Source organism: Massilia sp. CT11-108, assembly GCF_047302915.1.
GTDB lineage: Bacteria > Pseudomonadota > Gammaproteobacteria > Burkholderiales > Burkholderiaceae_D > Telluria > Telluria orientalis.
In genome coordinates, this window is the sequence record NZ_JBKYMO010000012.1 from 24,599 (window position 1) to 39,597 (window position 14,999).

At 62.4% G+C, this 14,999-nt stretch carries 19 protein-coding genes; 13 read left to right on the forward strand and 6 right to left on the reverse strand.

The annotated features are described in order from the left end of the window. Positions 1 to 24: 24 nt before the first annotated feature. Genes ACEN88_RS02775 through ACEN88_RS02785 form a run of 3 tightly spaced genes read right to left on the reverse strand, consistent with a single transcriptional unit; the run spans position 25 to position 2,351 of the window. On the reverse strand, positions 25 to 1,230 hold the full coding sequence (locus ACEN88_RS02775; protein WP_413337292.1) for a phosphoglycerate kinase: 1,206 nt from the start codon (positions 1,228 to 1,230) through the stop codon (positions 25 to 27). A gap of 40 nt (positions 1,231 to 1,270) precedes the next feature. Beyond that, entirely contained in the window at positions 1,271 to 1,615 is a 345-nt protein-coding gene (locus tag ACEN88_RS02780; RefSeq protein ID WP_160409477.1) for an AzlD domain-containing protein, read from the reverse strand. Next, a complete protein-coding gene (locus ACEN88_RS02785) occupies positions 1,608 to 2,351 on the reverse strand; it encodes an AzlC family ABC transporter permease (protein WP_413337293.1) in 744 nt (247 codons plus the stop codon). Before ACEN88_RS02785 ends, ACEN88_RS02780 begins: the two co-directional genes overlap by 8 nt. Before the next feature lie 223 nt (positions 2,352 to 2,574). Between ACEN88_RS02785 and ACEN88_RS02790 the strand changes: the two genes are divergently transcribed. From ACEN88_RS02790 to ACEN88_RS02800, 3 genes are read left to right on the forward strand one after another with little or no spacing between them, the layout of a single operon-like run. Continuing rightward, positions 2,575 to 2,769, forward strand: coding sequence for a zinc-finger domain-containing protein (locus ACEN88_RS02790; protein WP_036236204.1), 195 nt, complete (start codon positions 2,575 to 2,577; stop codon positions 2,767 to 2,769). A gap of 37 nt (positions 2,770 to 2,806) precedes the next feature. Continuing rightward, positions 2,807 to 3,808: a YheT family hydrolase gene (locus ACEN88_RS02795; RefSeq protein WP_413337294.1), complete on the forward strand. Its 1,002-nt coding sequence runs from the start codon at positions 2,807 to 2,809 to the stop codon at positions 3,806 to 3,808. Positions 3,809 to 3,811: 3 nt separating this feature from the next. Beyond that, complete coding sequence (locus ACEN88_RS02800; RefSeq protein WP_413337295.1) at positions 3,812 to 4,414, forward strand: DUF2946 family protein; 603 nt, start codon at positions 3,812 to 3,814, stop codon at positions 4,412 to 4,414. A 104-nt stretch (positions 4,415 to 4,518) separates the two neighbouring features. Here the strand turns inward: ACEN88_RS02800 and ACEN88_RS02805 are convergent, their stop codons facing one another. Continuing rightward, on the reverse strand, positions 4,519 to 6,114 hold the full coding sequence (locus ACEN88_RS02805; RefSeq protein WP_413337296.1) for a M48 family metalloprotease: 1,596 nt from the start codon (positions 6,112 to 6,114) through the stop codon (positions 4,519 to 4,521). A 96-nt stretch (positions 6,115 to 6,210) separates the two neighbouring features. Here ACEN88_RS02805 and moaC point away from each other — a divergent pair, with 96 nt between their 5' ends. After that, positions 6,211 to 6,696, forward strand: coding sequence for a cyclic pyranopterin monophosphate synthase MoaC (moaC, locus tag ACEN88_RS02810; protein WP_413337297.1), 486 nt, complete (start codon positions 6,211 to 6,213; stop codon positions 6,694 to 6,696). A gap of 58 nt (positions 6,697 to 6,754) precedes the next feature. Here the strand turns inward: moaC and ACEN88_RS02815 are convergent, their stop codons facing one another. Continuing rightward, the gene (locus tag ACEN88_RS02815) at positions 6,755 to 7,654 is read right to left on the reverse strand and encodes an HNH endonuclease (RefSeq protein WP_413337298.1); all 900 of its coding nucleotides are present in this window, start codon (positions 7,652 to 7,654) and stop codon (positions 6,755 to 6,757) included. Positions 7,655 to 8,054: 400 nt separating this feature from the next. Here ACEN88_RS02815 and ACEN88_RS02820 point away from each other — a divergent pair, with 400 nt between their 5' ends. The 3 genes from ACEN88_RS02820 to ACEN88_RS02830 are packed head-to-tail and all read left to right on the forward strand — an operon-like array spanning position 8,055 to position 9,489. Continuing rightward, positions 8,055 to 8,546, forward strand: coding sequence for an Hcp family type VI secretion system effector (locus tag ACEN88_RS02820; RefSeq protein ID WP_413337299.1), 492 nt, complete (start codon positions 8,055 to 8,057; stop codon positions 8,544 to 8,546). Between the two features lie 12 nt (positions 8,547 to 8,558). Continuing rightward, positions 8,559 to 9,083 (forward strand): penicillin-insensitive murein endopeptidase, encoded by a 525-nt coding sequence (locus ACEN88_RS02825; RefSeq protein ID WP_413337300.1) that lies wholly within the window; start codon positions 8,559 to 8,561, stop codon positions 9,081 to 9,083. Position 9,084: 1 nt separating this feature from the next. Further along, positions 9,085 to 9,489, forward strand: coding sequence for a hypothetical protein (locus ACEN88_RS02830; protein WP_413337301.1), 405 nt, complete (start codon positions 9,085 to 9,087; stop codon positions 9,487 to 9,489). Here the strand turns inward: ACEN88_RS02830 and ACEN88_RS02835 are convergent. Further along, on the reverse strand, positions 9,486 to 9,878 hold the full coding sequence (locus ACEN88_RS02835) for a VOC family protein (protein WP_413337302.1): 393 nt from the start codon (positions 9,876 to 9,878) through the stop codon (positions 9,486 to 9,488). The two genes, ACEN88_RS02830 and ACEN88_RS02835, sit on opposite strands and share 4 nt — an antisense overlap. A gap of 191 nt (positions 9,879 to 10,069) precedes the next feature. Here ACEN88_RS02835 and pqqA point away from each other — a divergent pair, with 191 nt between their 5' ends. From pqqA to ACEN88_RS02865, 6 genes are all read left to right on the forward strand, one after another. After that, positions 10,070 to 10,144, forward strand: a complete 75-nt coding sequence (gene pqqA / locus ACEN88_RS02840; RefSeq protein WP_081984033.1) for a pyrroloquinoline quinone precursor peptide PqqA — start codon at positions 10,070 to 10,072, stop codon at positions 10,142 to 10,144. 47 nt (positions 10,145 to 10,191) lie between these two features. Next, positions 10,192 to 11,100: a pyrroloquinoline quinone biosynthesis protein PqqB gene (pqqB, locus tag ACEN88_RS02845; protein WP_413337303.1), complete on the forward strand. Its 909-nt coding sequence runs from the start codon at positions 10,192 to 10,194 to the stop codon at positions 11,098 to 11,100. Further along, complete coding sequence (gene pqqC, locus ACEN88_RS02850; RefSeq protein WP_413337304.1) at positions 11,097 to 11,786, forward strand: pyrroloquinoline-quinone synthase PqqC; 690 nt, start codon at positions 11,097 to 11,099, stop codon at positions 11,784 to 11,786. Before pqqB ends, pqqC begins: the two co-directional genes overlap by 4 nt. An 11-nt stretch (positions 11,787 to 11,797) precedes the next feature. Further along, entirely contained in the window at positions 11,798 to 12,061 is a 264-nt protein-coding gene (gene pqqD, locus ACEN88_RS02855) for a pyrroloquinoline quinone biosynthesis peptide chaperone PqqD (RefSeq protein WP_413337305.1), read from the forward strand. A gap of 7 nt (positions 12,062 to 12,068) precedes the next feature. After that, positions 12,069 to 13,196 carry a pyrroloquinoline quinone biosynthesis protein PqqE gene (pqqE, locus tag ACEN88_RS02860; RefSeq protein WP_413337306.1) on the forward strand — a complete coding sequence of 376 codons (1,128 nt, stop codon included), beginning with the start codon at positions 12,069 to 12,071 and terminating at the stop codon, positions 13,194 to 13,196. 162 nt (positions 13,197 to 13,358) lie between these two features. Next, positions 13,359 to 14,999 (forward strand): methyl-accepting chemotaxis protein (locus tag ACEN88_RS02865; protein ID WP_413337307.1); only part of this gene is annotated, 1,641 nt, incomplete at its 3' end.

The window sequence follows — 14,999 nt, forward strand, 5'->3', positions numbered from 1 at the left end:
GGCTGCGCCGGTGACCGTGAGGTGTTATTTCGCAGCGCTACGCTGCAGCAGGATCTCCACCGCCGGAAGCGTCTTACCTTCGAGGAACTCGAGGAAGGCGCCGCCGCCGGTCGAGATATAGCCGACTTGGTCGGCAATATTGTATTTTGCGATGGCAGCCAGGGTGTCGCCGCCGCCCGCGATCGAGAAGGCTTTCGATGCGGCGATGGCCTGGGCCAGGGTCTTGGTGCCTTCGGCGAACTGGTCGAACTCGAACACGCCGACCGGGCCGTTCCAGACGATGGTGCCGGCCTTGGCGATCTGTTCGGCGAGCTGGGCCGCGGTCTTCGGGCCGATGTCCAGGATCATGTCGTCATCAAGCACGTCCTTCACATCCTTGACGGTTGCGGCGGCGGTCGGCGAAAACTCTTTCGCGCACACGACGTCCACCGGGATCGGCACGGTCGCGCCACGGGCGGCCATCTTGTCGATGATGGTTTTCGCCTCGCCGACGAGGTCCGCTTCCGCCAGCGATTTGCCGATGTTCAGGCCCACGGCCTTCATGAACGTGTTGGCGATGCCGCCGCCGACGATCAGGTTGTCGACCTTGTCGGCCAGGCTCTGCAGGATCGACAGCTTGGTCGACACCTTGGAGCCGGCGACGATCGCCAGCAGCGGACGCTGCGGCGCGCCCAGGGCCTTGCCCAGCGCATCCAGCTCGGCCGCCAGCAGCGGACCGGCGGCGACCACGGGCGCGAACTTCGCGATGCCGTGCGTGGTCGCTTCGGCGCGGTGCGCGGTGCCGAAGGCGTCATTCACATAGATGTCGCACAGCTTGGCCATCTTCTGGGCCAGCTCGTCCGAGTTTTTCTTCTCACCCTTGTTGACGCGGCAGTTTTCCAGCAGCACGACCTGGCCCGGCGCGACGTCGACGCCATCGACCCAGTTCTGTTTCAGTTCGACCGGCAAGCCCAGCAGCTCGGACAGGCGCTTGGCGACCGGCGCCAGGCTGTCTTCCGGCTTGAACTCGCCCTCGGTCGGACGGCCCAGGTGCGACGTGACCATCACGGCCGCACCCGCATCAAGCGCAGCGCGGATCGCGGGAACCGAAGCACGCACGCGCGTGTCTTCCGTAATGTTGCCGGCGTCGTCCTGCGGGACATTCAGGTCGGCGCGGATGAAGACGCGCTTGCCTTTCAGCGCGTCTTGGTCGATCAGGTCTTGCAAGCGGGTGAAATTGAGAACGGCCATTGTCAACAATCTTGGAATGTTTAAAAAACGCTATTTTACCTTAGCCGACCCCATGGAAAACACCAGAAACGCGCAGCACAGTAAATACCACCATGCCAATAACGATGGTCTGCAACATGTTCCGCCGCCACAGGTAGTAGGCAAGCGAGATGATACCGGCCAGGAGTTTCGGGTTCGTGACGGCCAGCTCGACCTCCCCCTGCGGCCCCAGCATGAAATCGGGCGCGACGATCGCGGCCAGCGCGCAGGCGGGCGCATAGCGCAGCATTTCCTGCACCCGCCGGGGAATCGTTACGCGGTGGCCCACCATCCACAAGGCGCTGCGGCAGCACGCGGTGGCGACACTCAGCACCACGATGACGGTCCAGATTTCCCAGTCAGCCATGGCGGACCTTGCGGCGTTCCTGCGTTTCCTCGATGGCGATGGCGGTGACCATGCCGACGAGAACCGCAAGCAGCAGCCCCAGCTTGTACGGCAGGCCATGCGCCAGCACGGACACGATGCCCGCCACCAGCACGCCGCACAGGGCCGCGCTGTTCATGACCAGGGGGACGAGGATGCACAGGATGGCGAGCGTGCCGGCAAAGCCCAGCTGCCATTCCGTCGGCACGGCACTACCCAGGAAGATGCCGATGAACGTGCCGACCTGCCACGCGACCCAACTTGGATACAGCAAGCCCTTCAGGAATGACAGCTTGCCCCGTTCGGGCGTCGTGCGGGGGTAGCGCTGCAGGAAGAGCGCGGTGGTCAGGTCGCCGGAGATATGGCCAAGATAAAAACGCTGCACCACCGGCAGGTGCGAGAAATGGGGGGCGAGCAGTGCGGAAAAGATGACGAACCGCAGGTTGACGACGAAGGCGGTGGCGAAGATGACGCCGATGGGTGCGCCGGTGGCGATCAGCGGCAGCGATGCGAGCTGGGCCGAGCCGGAATACACGATCAGCGTCATGGCGCTGGCTTGCAGCACCGTGAGGCCGCTCTTGACCATCGCGACCCCGACCACGATGCCCCATGCGCCGAGGCCGAACAGCGTGGGCAGGCCGACGTGGAAACCCTCGCGCCAGGCGACCGGGTCGTGACCGTCGACATCGTCGCCGCTCTCCATGCGCACTCCGCTCATGTCGCGTTCCTGCAACAAAAGCGGTCGACAAGCATGGCGGACAGGCTGCGTTCGGACATGAAACGAGGGCGTGAAAATGCGCGTAGATTTCCCTGTCGGAAATTCTACTCGACAGTATTAAGATCGCTATTCTACCGGACCATTCCGGCAATCAGGTCGAATCCGTTAGAATCGTGGTTTTGGGAATGTTGTACTTCCTGCCTATTTGCTGACGGAGAAATGAATGAACGACAAGACCATCCCGGTCGTGGAACTGGAAGCCAAGGACCTGCCGGCCTATTGCCCGAACCCTGCCATGCCGCTGTGGTCGTCCCACCCGCGCGTCTTTCTGGACTTCGATCATGACGGCAACGCGAAGTGCCCGTACTGCGGCACCCAGTACCGCCTGAAGCCGGGCACCGTGCTGGCGCATCACTGATTTCGCATCACTGATTCCCTTCTGTCCGGGAGCTGCCGTGAACCAACTGGGCGCAGCAGGCTACCAGGCGCCGTGGTGGCTGCCGGGCGGTGATCTGCAGACGATTTATCCCGCCGTCTGCATCCGCAAGCCGGCCGTCGCCTACCGGCGCGAACGCTGGAACACCCCCTGCGGCCAGGATTTCATCGACGTCGACCTCGTCGACGGCGCTTCCCCTGCTTCTCCCTGCGTACTGCTGTTCCATGGCCTGGAAGGGTCGTCGGACAGCCATTACGCGCGGTCGCTGATGGCGGCCGCCAAAGCGCGCGGCTGGCATGGCGCGATCCCGCATTTCCGCGGCTGCTCGGGCGAGCCGAACCTCGCGCCCCGCTTCTACCACTCCGGCGACGCCGAAGAACTCGACTGGATCATCCGCCGCCTGCGCTCCCGCCATCCCGGGCCGTTCTACGTGGCCGGCGTCTCGCTGGGCGGCAACGCGCTGCTGCGCTGGCTCGGCGAACAGGGCCATGGCGCGGGCATCGTCGATGCCGCCGTGGCCATCTCCGCCCCGCTCGACCTGGCGGCCGGCGGCGCCGCGCTGTCGGCCGGCTTCAACCGCCTGTACACGCGCATGTTCCTGCAGACCCTGAAGCCAAAGGCACTGGCCAAGCTGGAACGCTTTCCCGGCCTGTTCGACCGCGACCGCCTGCTCGCCGCGAACGATTTATATAGTTTCGACAACGTCGTCACCGCCCCGCTGCACGGTTACCGCGACACGGACGATTACTGGCACCGCGCCAGCGCCCGCCACGTCCTGCACGACATCGTCGTGCCGACGCTCGTGCTGAATGCGCAGAACGACCCGTTCCTGCCCGGCCGGCACCTGCCGCGCACAGCTGCACACGCGGTGACCCTGGAGTATCCCGCGACGGGCGGTCACGTCGGCTTTTCCGTCGGTCCCTTCCCTGGGCGGCTCGACTGGCTGCCGCAACGCATCCTGACATTTTTCGACGACACGGCCATGCGCGCGCCCGCGCCCGCGCGGCTGTGCGAAGCTTGAACCATGGACGACATCGTAAAACAGGCAATGGCCAAGTGGCCGAACGTGCCGTACTGCTACGGCTGGCTCGCACTGGATGCGCGCGGCGCGTGGCGCATGCGCGACGAGGCCGCTCAGCGCGCGGGCGCCCCCGGCGACAAGCTGACGAACGCCGCGCTGGTCGGCTTCATCGCCCGCAATTATTTATCGGATGAGCGCGGCTGCTGGTATTTCCAGAACGGTCCGCAGCGCGTGTACATCAACCTCGAGACGACGCCCTTCATCGCGCGCACGGATCCGGCGCAGGGCCTCGTGCTGCACACCGGACAACCGCTGGGCGCGCCGGAGGAAGCGTTCATGACGGAGGCCGGCGGCATCGTGCTGCGTGCGGGCCGGACGGTGGCCCAGGTGGACGACCGCGACGTGGCGCAATTGCTGCAGGCGCTCGAGCTGGATGGCCGTCCTGCGTCGGACGACGACGTGATGGCGTGGCTGGAAGGCGGCGCCGGAGAGCTGGCGCTGCGCTGGCAGGACAGGCGCATCGCCGTTGGACGGTTGATGGCGGACGAGGTGCCGGCACGCTTCGGGTTCGTGCGGCGGCCGGACTTGCTGCAAGGGCAAAAATAGATAACATTTGAACGTCGTTCCCGCGAAGGCGGGAACCGAATTTTTGCGCAGGTCGCTCACGCAAAATTAGGCCCCTGCCTTCGCAGGGGCGACGTGGTTTTGGGTTACCGATCCTTGTCCTTCTTCTCTTTCTTCTCGTCCTTCTGCCGCTCGTTCAGCTCGCGCTCGCGCGCATCGATCACGGCCTGGTCGTAGAACGACACATCCTTCGCCTTGCGCGCGAGATTGAGCTGGTCGACGGCCGCCGGCAACGCGCCCGACAACACATACGATTCGGCCAGCGCCATGTGCTGCAGCGCGATCTTGCCCTGGGCCGCATAGGTCTTGGCGAGCTGGTCGTACAGCTTGGGCTCTTCGCGGTATTGCTGCACCTGGTCGCGCAGGAACTGGGCCGCCTTGTCCAGCTGGCCGTCCGCGATCAGCGCGTCGGCATACTGGCGTGCCAGCATGCGCGACAGCGGGAATTTCTGGTACGCGGCTTCCGCATCCTGCACGGCCTGGTGGACGACGGCGGGCGGCTGCCCCGGCGCCAGCTTGATCTCGGTGCCGAGGGCGGCGAACATGGCGCTGCCGTCCGTGCCGCTGCGCTCGCTCGAAAACACGCCGGGGCGGGGCTTGGTCGATGCCTTCGCCTTGTCGAGCCAGCTCTGCGCCCCTTTCAGGTCGCCCTGCTTCAGCGCGAGGAACGACAGGCCGTACATCGCGGCCGTCTGCTGCTGCGTGTTCGGCTGGGCCAGCTGGCTGTCGAACGTGGACTTCGCTTCGTCGCGCCCCTTCTGGCTTTCGTCCTGCAGCACGCGCGCGCGGGCGCGGACGAGGTGGAATTCGATGCTGTCCGGACGGATGTGGATCGGCTTCGGATTGTCGCGGATGCGCGCCTGGATGTCGGCGATGCGCTCGCCCGTCAGCGGGTGGCTGCTGAGCCAGGCCGGCGCCTCGCCATAGACGCGTGTCGTGCTCTGCAGGCGCTTGAAGAACGCCACCATGCCCGACGTGTCGTAGCCGGCCGCGCGCATCGTCTGGAAACCGACGCGGTCCGCCTCGCGTTCGGCGTCGCGGCTGAAATTCAGCTGGCGCTGGATGGCGAGACCTTGCCCGCCCAGCATGACGCCCATCGCCGCATCGGCCCCGCCGCCGGCCTTGCCGACGAGCGCCGCCAGCAGCAGCGCGGCCAGGGGCAACAGCGCATCCTGCTTCTGCTGGCCGATCATGCGCGCGATGTGGCGCTGCTGCACGTGTCCGATCTCGTGCGACAGCACGGACGCCAGTTCCGACTCGCTCTGCGCCGAGATGATCAACTGCGAGTGCACGCCGATGAAGCCGCCGGGCAGCGCGAATGCGTTGATCATCGGATCGCGCACGGCAAAGAAGAAGAAATCGGCATTCGTCTCGCCGCGCGCGCCGGGCGCGAACGACACGAGGTTTTCGCCGAAATTGTTCAGGAACTCGATGATCGCGTCGTCGTCCAGGTAATCGGGATCGCGCCGGATATCGTTCATGATCTCCTCGCCCAGCTTGCGCTCGAGGAAGGGCGACAAGTCGGCACGCGCGGTATCGCCGAGCGTCGGCAATCCGGTCGTATCGGCGCCGCCGTGGAGGACGGGAACGGTAGGGGCGGCAAGTGCGCCGGCGGTGGCCACGACCAGGCCGACAGACGCCGCGACACGGCGCCACGGCCACCTTGGTGAAAGCTGCAACATCGCTGAAATCGGGTTAGGTTTCACGATGCTATGATAACCGCTTCCTGGCGGTTGCTACTGCTGGGCCATATTTTGTTACTTCGTTCCCTCGACAACATGACAACCTCCCCCCTGACCCACTTCGACGCCACCGGACAAGCCCACATGGTCGACGTCGGCGCCAAGGACGCGACCCACCGCATCGCCGTCGCCGCCGGCACCATCCGCATGCTTCCGGCCACCCTGGCACTGGTGACGTCGGGCTCGGCCAAGAAGGGCGATGTACTGGGCGTGGCGCGCATCGCGGCCATCATGGCGGCCAAGCGGACGAGCGACCTCATCCCCCTGTGCCATCCGCTGGCCATCACGCGGGTCGCCGTCGATTTCGAGATCGATGCGGCGAACAACAGCGTGCATTGCCGGGCGCAGGTCGAGACCTATGGAAAAACCGGGGTCGAGATGGAAGCGCTCACTTCCGTGCAGGTCGGCTTGCTGACCATTTATGACATGTGCAAGGCGGCGGATCGGGGGATGGTCATGACCAATGTGCGGGTGCTGGAAAAGCATGGCGGCAAGTCGGGCGACTGGACGGCGGCGGTGTGATTAATTTGCCATGATTTGGAAACACGAGCGCCACTGGGCAGAACTCTGCCTGGCGGCATTAAGAGCCTGTATCAGGTTTATCTATTGGAAGGGGATACCAATCCTCGTAAACACTAGTTGTGAAAATACTTCCATCACCCTTCTTGAGGTTGCAGGACGCGCACAAAAGTTGAATATTTGTAACGTCATTTAGGCCGCCAGATGCCAGCGGCACAATGTGATCAAAATGACTCTCGCCCCAAATGTTCAGTATTCCTGAAAGATCAACCTTACACGAAACACACATGCCGCGGTCTCTATAGAAGACTGCTCGCCTGACCCATTCAGGCATATAAGCGCGCTTTAGGACACCCGACTGTGCAAAGTATTCAGCATGCTCATCTGTCAACTCGTCCATTTGAGCATTGCACATCTGGCGCGCGATCATCTCGTTGAAGAGTAGAAGGACGTCACGGTTTCCAAATAGAAGAAAAAACGCTTCTTTGACCGATTGATATAACAGTTCCTCGTACGGGCCACAGAGCCTTAGTTCATTAAGATAATCGTAGATGTGATCCTCGTCAGCGTCTGCAACCGTTACCTCTTGTGATTGCAACCAATCGACGAAACTCTCAAACTCGAATCCATGATATCGAAGCGCATCTTCAATCGGCAAAGTCGGCACCTTAAATTCGTCACCCAATGAAGGTATATCCTTAAACCTTTCCGCTAAATTCCTCCACCTCTTCAAATCGAATTTTTCGGTGTCGTCGACGAGAAGCTCCTCAAGTATAAATTCCAAGAATTGATGAAATGCCGAATAAGGCTGATACGGCTCAGAAAAGCGCAAGTAGGAATCATCACCATAAAAATCATTAAGCGAACGAATGTACTCAAATTGATCTTGAAGAATATTTTTTATGGCGAACGCAAAATGATATGTTTCGTAGAAGCGAACGTTAATTATTGGCCGTTTCATCACACTCCTCTGGATGGGCGCGCATTTGTACCCCGTCATTGCTTTAGGTAGCAACTAATGTAACACGCTCTCGCAAGCCAAGGGTTTAGCAGAAGGGCGCACCATGAAAAATTACTCTGTTGTCGGCTTGGGCATATTTTCAATCAGGCCTTTCGTCATTCTGGAGGCTATGTATAGACTCGTTGGGTCATATGCCCATCCGTAGCTGGCCACTCTTCAAGGGTCGGTCAACGAAAGAAGATTTGTCCGCACGGGCGCCCGTTTAATGATCAATGAGAATTCCAGAAGCCCCATTCTTGGGACTTGATTTTCCGCTTCACTTCACTTGACAGTTACCAACGACGGCGCCAGCGGCCCGGTCGAAAATATTCGCTTCACTCAACTTGTACTGGAGAGAAGCATGGCTACTGACGTTTATCTGAGTATCGATGGAATCAAGGGCGAGTCAGCAGACTCTGCTCACCAAGGATGGATCGAGCTGACATCGGCACAATGGGGCGTCACACAGCCCCGTAGCGCAACCGCATCCACAGGAGGCGGCCATACTGCGGAACGCTGCGAGCACCGCACCCTCGCAATCAGTAAGCTTGCGGACCTCGCCTCACCCGTTTTGATGCAGACTTGTTCGATGGGAAAAACGATCCCGAAGGCCAAGCTGGAGTTCATGCGCGCTGATGGCGATGGCGCCCGCGTCAAGTATTACCAAGTCGAGTTAGAAAACGTCATGATCGCCAACATGGAGCAAATGGTGCATGGGGGCGGCATCCTGCATGACGAAATCGGACTGCGCTTCTCCAAGATCAAATGGTCGTACACCCAGCAGAAAATCGGCGGGGGCGCCGGTGGATCGACAACGGGCGGCTGGGATTTGGCTTGTAACAAATGCGCCTGACGGAGGCTTCCCATGCCTACCGAATGGACGACCGAAGACGACGACAGGTGCCCCGACCCGATCCGTCCTCGCCCGACGCAGGATTCGCGCGGCTTCTTCATGCTTCCACAAGCGCCGATGGACTCGGGCTACTATGCGTATGGTGATCTCTACAAGAAGCCGGCCAAAGGCGCCTATCAGTACGCTCACCCGATCATGATGACGGCCGTGCTTCGTGTGGCGCTGGAGTGGCAGGCCATCGATAAGCGACGTATCGGTATCGGAGACATCAGCCTCCCGGACGGCACGAGAACCCCGGATCACAACTCACATATGAGCGGGCTGGAGGTTGATGTGCGGCCGCTACGCAAGGACGGTCTCGAACTTCCGGTGTTCTGGTGGGATGCGGAGTATGACAAACAAGGCACCGCAAAGCTGATCGAGATGTTCAGAACATTTGCTCCAGTCGCTTTTGTATTGTTTAACGGCCCTGATATCCCGTTCGTCAGAAAGGCCACGAATCACGACCATCATTTTCATGTGAAGCTACGGGGCTGACATGCGCAAAACGATAACCTTACTGACCTTGGGCGCGACGGCGATCGCGCTGTCGCTCGCCCATGCTGCCGCCCCGTCTTCCGATCCGTACCGTCTCTGGAAACCACTGCAAGGGGCAATCTACAAGGTCCATTCCGGCATCGTTTCAGATCGCACGCCGGCAACGGCGAGCGATCGCAAGCTGACAGTTCTCGTCGATGGCAAGTCTGCGAAAGACATTTTCGATTCCATTGGTCCGGACCTGCCCGAAACATGTACCGGAGAACCGGGCGACCGGATGCGGGAAAAAAAAGGCCTTCATTGCAGCTACACCGCGCAGGACAAGGGAACGAAAGATGGCCCCTATCGATGCTGGATCGGTCTCGACCTTCGAACTGGGGACAGCGTCGGAACCGTGAGTTGCTAGCTACCGCTCCCACGCAACCGCGTCCCGATCCACCAGTAATTCCCCTGCGCATCCTGCACCCCCGCCGTCCGGTCCCCATACGGCTGGTCGCGCGGCTCGGACAAGCTGGTTGCGCCATGGTCCAGCGCCCGCGCATAGACCCGGTCGACATCCTCGACATAGACGTGCACCGAGGCGATCAGCTCCGCCCCCGGCCGGCATCCCATCATCACCACGGAATCCCCGATCCTGACCTCCGCGTGCCGGATCCCGCCGTCGGCGTCCGGTTGGCGCCGCAGCTCGGTCGCCCCGAACGCGTGGGCGAGGAAATCGAGCATGGCGCGCACATCCTTCACGAGCAAATACGGCGATACCGCGTTATAGCCGTCCGGTTTGTATCGTTCGTCCATCTGCGTCTCCCAGTGTTCACACGAAACTGAACAATTCTGTCACAGATGTATCGTCGTGCAATACAACTGTTCATCTTTGACACAGGCCTGCCCCGGCGAGACAGCGCCGGCCATGTGGCATGGATATTGCGAATTCCTCCTTGACTGCGCGCCGCGCATTCATAACCCATCCAACGATCAAGGAGACAACCATGGCCTGGACCAAACCCGAATTCATCGACTGGCGTTTCGGCTTCGAAATCACGATGTACATCGCGAATCGCTGATGCAGCCCACGCCCGCGGCAGCGCCGCGGGCTTACCGGATCCCCGTCATGAACATCGTCGTATTAGGCTCCGCAGCCGGAGGCGGTTTCCCGCAGTGGAACTGCAATTGCCGCAATTGCGCTGGCCTGCGTAACGGCACCCTCCGCGCGACGGCGCGCACGCAATCGTCGATCGCCGTGTCGGCCAACGGGACCGACTGGGTGCTGATCAACGCGTCGCCGGATATCCTCGCGCAGATCCGCGCCACACCGGCCCTGCAGCCGGCACGCGGCCAGCGCGATACGGGCATCGCCGCCGTCATGCTGATGGATGCGCAGATCGACCATGTCACCGGCCTCCTGATGCTGCGCGAAGGGAAAGAACTACCGCTCTATTGCACCGCACCGGTCTGGCGCGAACTCAACCAGGGTCTGCCGCTCGTGCCCGTGCTGTCGCACTATTGCGGCGTGCGCTGGCATGAGCTGCCGATCGAAGACGGCCTTCACGTGCCCGGCATCGACGGCATCCGTTTCACGCCCCTCGCACTGAACAGCAAGGCACCGCCGTATTCCGACCACCGCAACGATCCGCACCCGGGCGACAACATCGGCCTGCTGATCGAAGACACGCAAACAGGCAAATCCGTGTTCTACGCACCTGGCCTTGGCGCAATCGATCCGCAAGTGGACGCCGCGCTGCAGACAGCGGATTGCGTGCTCGTCGACGGCACGTTCTGGCACGCGGACGAGATGATCGCGCTGGGGTTTTCCCAAAAAACGGCGGCCGACATGGGCCACCTGCCGCAATCGGGCGACGGGGGCATGATCGCCGCCCTCGACGGGATTGGAGCGCGGCGCAAGGTGCTCATCCACATCAACAACACGAATCCGATCCTGGACGAAGACTCCGACGAACGCGCCCTGCTCGCGCGCCACGGCATCGAGGTCGCGTTCGACGGCATGGAGATCACGATATGAGTACCGAAGCATGGAGCCGCGACGAGTTCGAGGCGCAATTGCGCGCACGGGGTGCCGGCTACCACATCCACCATCCGTTCAACGTCAACATGAACGAGGGCCTGCTGGGCCCGGACCAGATCCGCGGCTGGGTCGCCAACCGGTTTTATTACCAGGTCAATATCCCGCAAAAGGATGGCGCCATCATCGCCAATTGCCCGGACCGCGCCACGCGGCGCCGGTGGGTGCGCCGCATCCTCGACCATGACGGTTGGGGAGATAACGACGGCGGTATCGAGGCGTGGGTGCGGCTCGGCGAAGCCGTCGGGCTCACGCGCGACGCGCTGTGGTCGCACAAGCACGTCGTGCCCGGCGTGCGCTTCGCGGTCGATGCGTACGTCAATTTTGCGCGCCAGGCGCCGTGGCAGGAAGCCGTGTGCTCGTCGCTGACGGAGATGTTCGCGCCGAAGATCCACAAGGACCGGCTGGCCAACTGGCCGACGCATTACGCGTGGATCGATCCCGATGGCTTGCAGTATTTCCGCAGCCGCATCTCGCTCGCCGAGCGCGACGTCGAGCACGGTCTGGAAGTGACGCTCGGCCATTTCACCACCCGCGCCCAGCAGGAGCGCGCGCTCGAGATCCTGCAATTCAAGCTCGACATCCTGTGGTCCATGCTCGACGCCATCGAGAAGGCCTATCCCTGAGGAGGCAAGCCATGCACACCGTTCCCGATCAACCCGCCCTGTCGCGCCTCTTCCGCATGCAGTGGGAAGAGGCCCAAGGCAACTACGTGCTCCTGTATCCGGAAGGGATGGTCAAGCTGAGCCAGAGCGCCGCCGAGATCCTGAAACGCTGCGATGGCGCCCGTACCGTGCCGGCCATCGTCGGCGAGCTCGAACAGGCGTTCAACTGCGGCGGCCTGCGCGAGGACGTCGACGATTTCCTGCGCGTCGCCAGCGAGCGCGGCTGGATCGTGTGAGCCCATCATGAACGCCCCGACCTTCCGCCCCGCCATCGCGCCGCCGCTGTGGCTGCTGGCCGAGCTGACCTATCGCTGCCCGCTGCACTGCCCGTTCTGCTACAACCCGGTCGATTCCGCCAATGACCGCACCGAACTGACGACCGAGCAATGGTTCGACGTAATGCGCCAGGCACGCCAGCTCGGCGCCGCGCAACTCGGCTTCTCGGGCGGCGAGCCGCTGCTGCGGGACGATCTCGAAGAACTGGTCGGCGAAGGCCGCCGGCTGGGGTTTTATACGAATTTGATCACGTCCGGCATCGGCCTCACCGAATCGCGCCTCGCGCGCATGAAGGAACTGGGGCTGGACCACATCCAGCTGTCGTTCCAGGATTCGACGCGCGAACTGAACGATTTCCTGTCGAGCACGAAAACGTTCGACCTGAAGGCGCGCGTCGCCCGGCTCATCAAGCAGTACGACTATCCGATGGTGCTGAACGTCGTGCTGCACCGCTTCAATCTCGACCACGTGGAGCGGATCATAGCCATGGCGCTCGAGATGGGCGTCGAGTACCTGGAACTGGCCAACACGCAGTATTACGGCTGGGCGCTCGTCAACCGCGACCAGCTGATGCCGACGCGGGAGCAGGTCGCGCGTGCGGAAAGCGTCGTGAATGCATGCCGCGCGAGGATCGGCAACAAGATGCGCATCCTGTTCGTCGTGCCCGACTATTTCGAGGCGCGGCCCAAGGCGTGCATGAACGGCTGGGGTGGCGTATTCCTCGGCATTGCACCGGACGGTACCGCCCTGCCCTGCCACGCGGCCCGCACATTGCCGGGCATCGATTTTCCGAATGTGCGCGACACGCGCGTGAAGGACATCTGGTACCACAGCGACGCATTCAACCGCTACCGCGGCGATGCCTGGATGAAGGATCCGTGCCGCACGTGCGACGACAAGGCGAAGGACTTCGGCGGCTGCCGCTGCCAGGCGCATGCGCTGACGGGCGACGCCGCAAACGCGGACCCGGTGTGCGCGAAGTCGGCGCGGCATGACGACGTGCAGGCGATCGTCATGCATGCGCAGCGAACACAGCAAGACGCCGTGTGGCAGCCGGCGCAACCGATCGTGTTCCGGAAAAATCCCAAGAAATAGGTCTCTACTCAACGATCTTTTATTGAACAGATATCGAACTAAGCAGGCATTTAAGTAAGTGTTGGAAAAACGCGCCAGATCGTACATACGGACCCGAATTCTCACGAATTATTTCCGCACATCAATTAACATTTACCTGAACTCATCATCAGGAGATGTGCCATGTTCAAGCAGATGAAGGTCGCGACCCGGCTGACCCTTGGTTTTCTTGCCGTCGTCGTGCTCGGCGCCATCGTCGCCGGCATTGCGATCTATAACATGACCCAGATGAACGAGCGCGCCAAGCGCATGTACCAGAAGGAATTGCTGGGCATTTCCTACGTCAAGGAAGCCGATCTGAACCAGGTCTCCCTCGGCCGTTCGCTGCGCAGCGCCATGCTGGCGTCGACCGACGACCAGCGCACCAGGATGCTGGCCAACGCCGACAAGTACAGGCAGCAGCTGCAGGAAAACCTCGACAAGGCGCGTCCGCTGTTCCACTCGGACGAAGGCAAGCGCATCTTTGCCGAAGCCGACGCCCAGCTGCGCGACTTCGACGGCATGATCGCGGACCTGGTCAAGCGCGTGAAAGCGGAGCCGCTCGAGACGAAGCGCGATTCCGTCGACTACCTGTTCGGCACGATGCTGCCGAAGTCGCAAGACCTGGACGCCAAATTGGCGGATCTGGCCCATAACAAGGAAGCGATGGCCCAGGAAACCAATCTGAGCAACAAGAACGCATATGAAAACAGCCGCGCCACGCTGCTCGTGCTGGTCGCGCTCAGCGCCCTGCTCGGCACCGGCTTCGGTATCCTGATCACCCGGAGCTTCACGCGCCAGCTGGGCGGCGAGCCCGCCTATGCAGCCGAAGTCGCAGGCCGCATCGCCGCCGGCGACCTGGGCACCGACGTGCAACTGCGCGCCGGCGACGAGACGAGCCTGCTGTTCGCGATGAAATCCATGCGCGACCGCCTGGCCCGCATCGTCAGCGAGGTGCGCCAGGGCACGGACGCCATCGCTTCCTCCTCCGCCGAAATCGCGAGCGGTAACCTGGACCTGTCGTCGCGCACGGAAGAGCAGGCCAGCTCGCTCGAGGAAACGGCGTCGTCGATGGAAGAGCTGACGTCGACCGTGAAGCAGAACGCCGACAACGCGCGCCAGGCCAACGTGCTCGCGCAGACGGCGTCGACCGTGGCCGGCCAGGGCGGCGACGTCGTGGCGCAGGTCGTGCAGACGATGGGCTCGATCAACGATTCGTCGAAGAAGATCGTGGACATCATCACCGTCATCGACGGCATCGCGTTCCAGACGAACATCCTGGCGCTGAACGCGGCAGTCGAGGCCGCGCGCGCCGGCGAACAGGGCCGCGGCTTCGCGGTCGTCGCGGGCGAAGTGCGCACGCTGGCCCAGCGCTCGGCCGCCGCGGCCAAGGAAATCAAGGGCTTGATCGGCGACTCCGTTGACAAGGTCGAGATCGGCACCAGGCTCGTCGACCAGGCCGGCAGCACGATGCACGAGGTCGTCTCAAGCATCCAGCGCGTGACGGACATCATGGCCGAGATCAGCGCCGCCAGCCAGGAGCAGACCAGCGGCATCGAGCAGATCAACCAGGCGATCTGCCAGATGGACAACGTGACCCAGCAGAACGCGGGCCTCGTCGAGGAAGCCGCGGCCGCGTCGGAAGCCCTGCAGAACCAGGCGGGCAAGCTGGCGGAGCTGGTCAGCGTGTTCCGCCTCGACGACCGTGTAAAGGCGGCTGCACCGGCGGCGCCGGTCCGTGCCGCGAAACGTGCCGCGACGCTGGCGGCACCGAAGCCGGCACCA

What these genes read in the sequence shown, in the direction of transcription:
- ACEN88_RS02775 (WP_413337292.1), bottom strand. Translation starts at nt 1,230, where the DNA reads ATGGCCGTTCTCAATTTCACCCGCTTGCAAGACCTGATCGACCAAGAC.
- ACEN88_RS02780 (WP_160409477.1), bottom strand. Translation starts at nt 1,615, where the DNA reads ATGGCTGACTGGGAAATCTGGACCGTCATCGTGGTGCTGAGTGTCGCC.
- ACEN88_RS02785 (WP_413337293.1), bottom strand. Translation starts at nt 2,351, where the DNA reads ATGAGCGGAGTGCGCATGGAGAGCGGCGACGATGTCGACGGTCACGAC.
- ACEN88_RS02790 (WP_036236204.1), top strand. Translation starts at nt 2,575, where the DNA reads ATGAACGACAAGACCATCCCGGTCGTGGAACTGGAAGCCAAGGACCTG.
- ACEN88_RS02800 (WP_413337295.1), top strand. Translation starts at nt 3,812, where the DNA reads ATGGACGACATCGTAAAACAGGCAATGGCCAAGTGGCCGAACGTGCCG.
- ACEN88_RS02805 (WP_413337296.1), bottom strand. Translation starts at nt 6,114, where the DNA reads ATGTTGCAGCTTTCACCAAGGTGGCCGTGGCGCCGTGTCGCGGCGTCT.
- moaC (WP_413337297.1), top strand. Translation starts at nt 6,211, where the DNA reads ATGACAACCTCCCCCCTGACCCACTTCGACGCCACCGGACAAGCCCAC.
- ACEN88_RS02815 (WP_413337298.1), bottom strand. Translation starts at nt 7,654, where the DNA reads ATGAAACGGCCAATAATTAACGTTCGCTTCTACGAAACATATCATTTT.
- ACEN88_RS02820 (WP_413337299.1), top strand. Translation starts at nt 8,055, where the DNA reads ATGGCTACTGACGTTTATCTGAGTATCGATGGAATCAAGGGCGAGTCA.
- ACEN88_RS02825 (WP_413337300.1), top strand. Translation starts at nt 8,559, where the DNA reads ATGCCTACCGAATGGACGACCGAAGACGACGACAGGTGCCCCGACCCG.
- ACEN88_RS02830 (WP_413337301.1), top strand. Translation starts at nt 9,085, where the DNA reads ATGCGCAAAACGATAACCTTACTGACCTTGGGCGCGACGGCGATCGCG.
- ACEN88_RS02835 (WP_413337302.1), bottom strand. Translation starts at nt 9,878, where the DNA reads ATGGACGAACGATACAAACCGGACGGCTATAACGCGGTATCGCCGTAT.
- pqqB (WP_413337303.1), top strand. Translation starts at nt 10,192, where the DNA reads ATGAACATCGTCGTATTAGGCTCCGCAGCCGGAGGCGGTTTCCCGCAG.
- pqqC (WP_413337304.1), top strand. Translation starts at nt 11,097, where the DNA reads ATGAGTACCGAAGCATGGAGCCGCGACGAGTTCGAGGCGCAATTGCGC.
- pqqD (WP_413337305.1), top strand. Translation starts at nt 11,798, where the DNA reads ATGCACACCGTTCCCGATCAACCCGCCCTGTCGCGCCTCTTCCGCATG.
- pqqE (WP_413337306.1), top strand. Translation starts at nt 12,069, where the DNA reads ATGAACGCCCCGACCTTCCGCCCCGCCATCGCGCCGCCGCTGTGGCTG.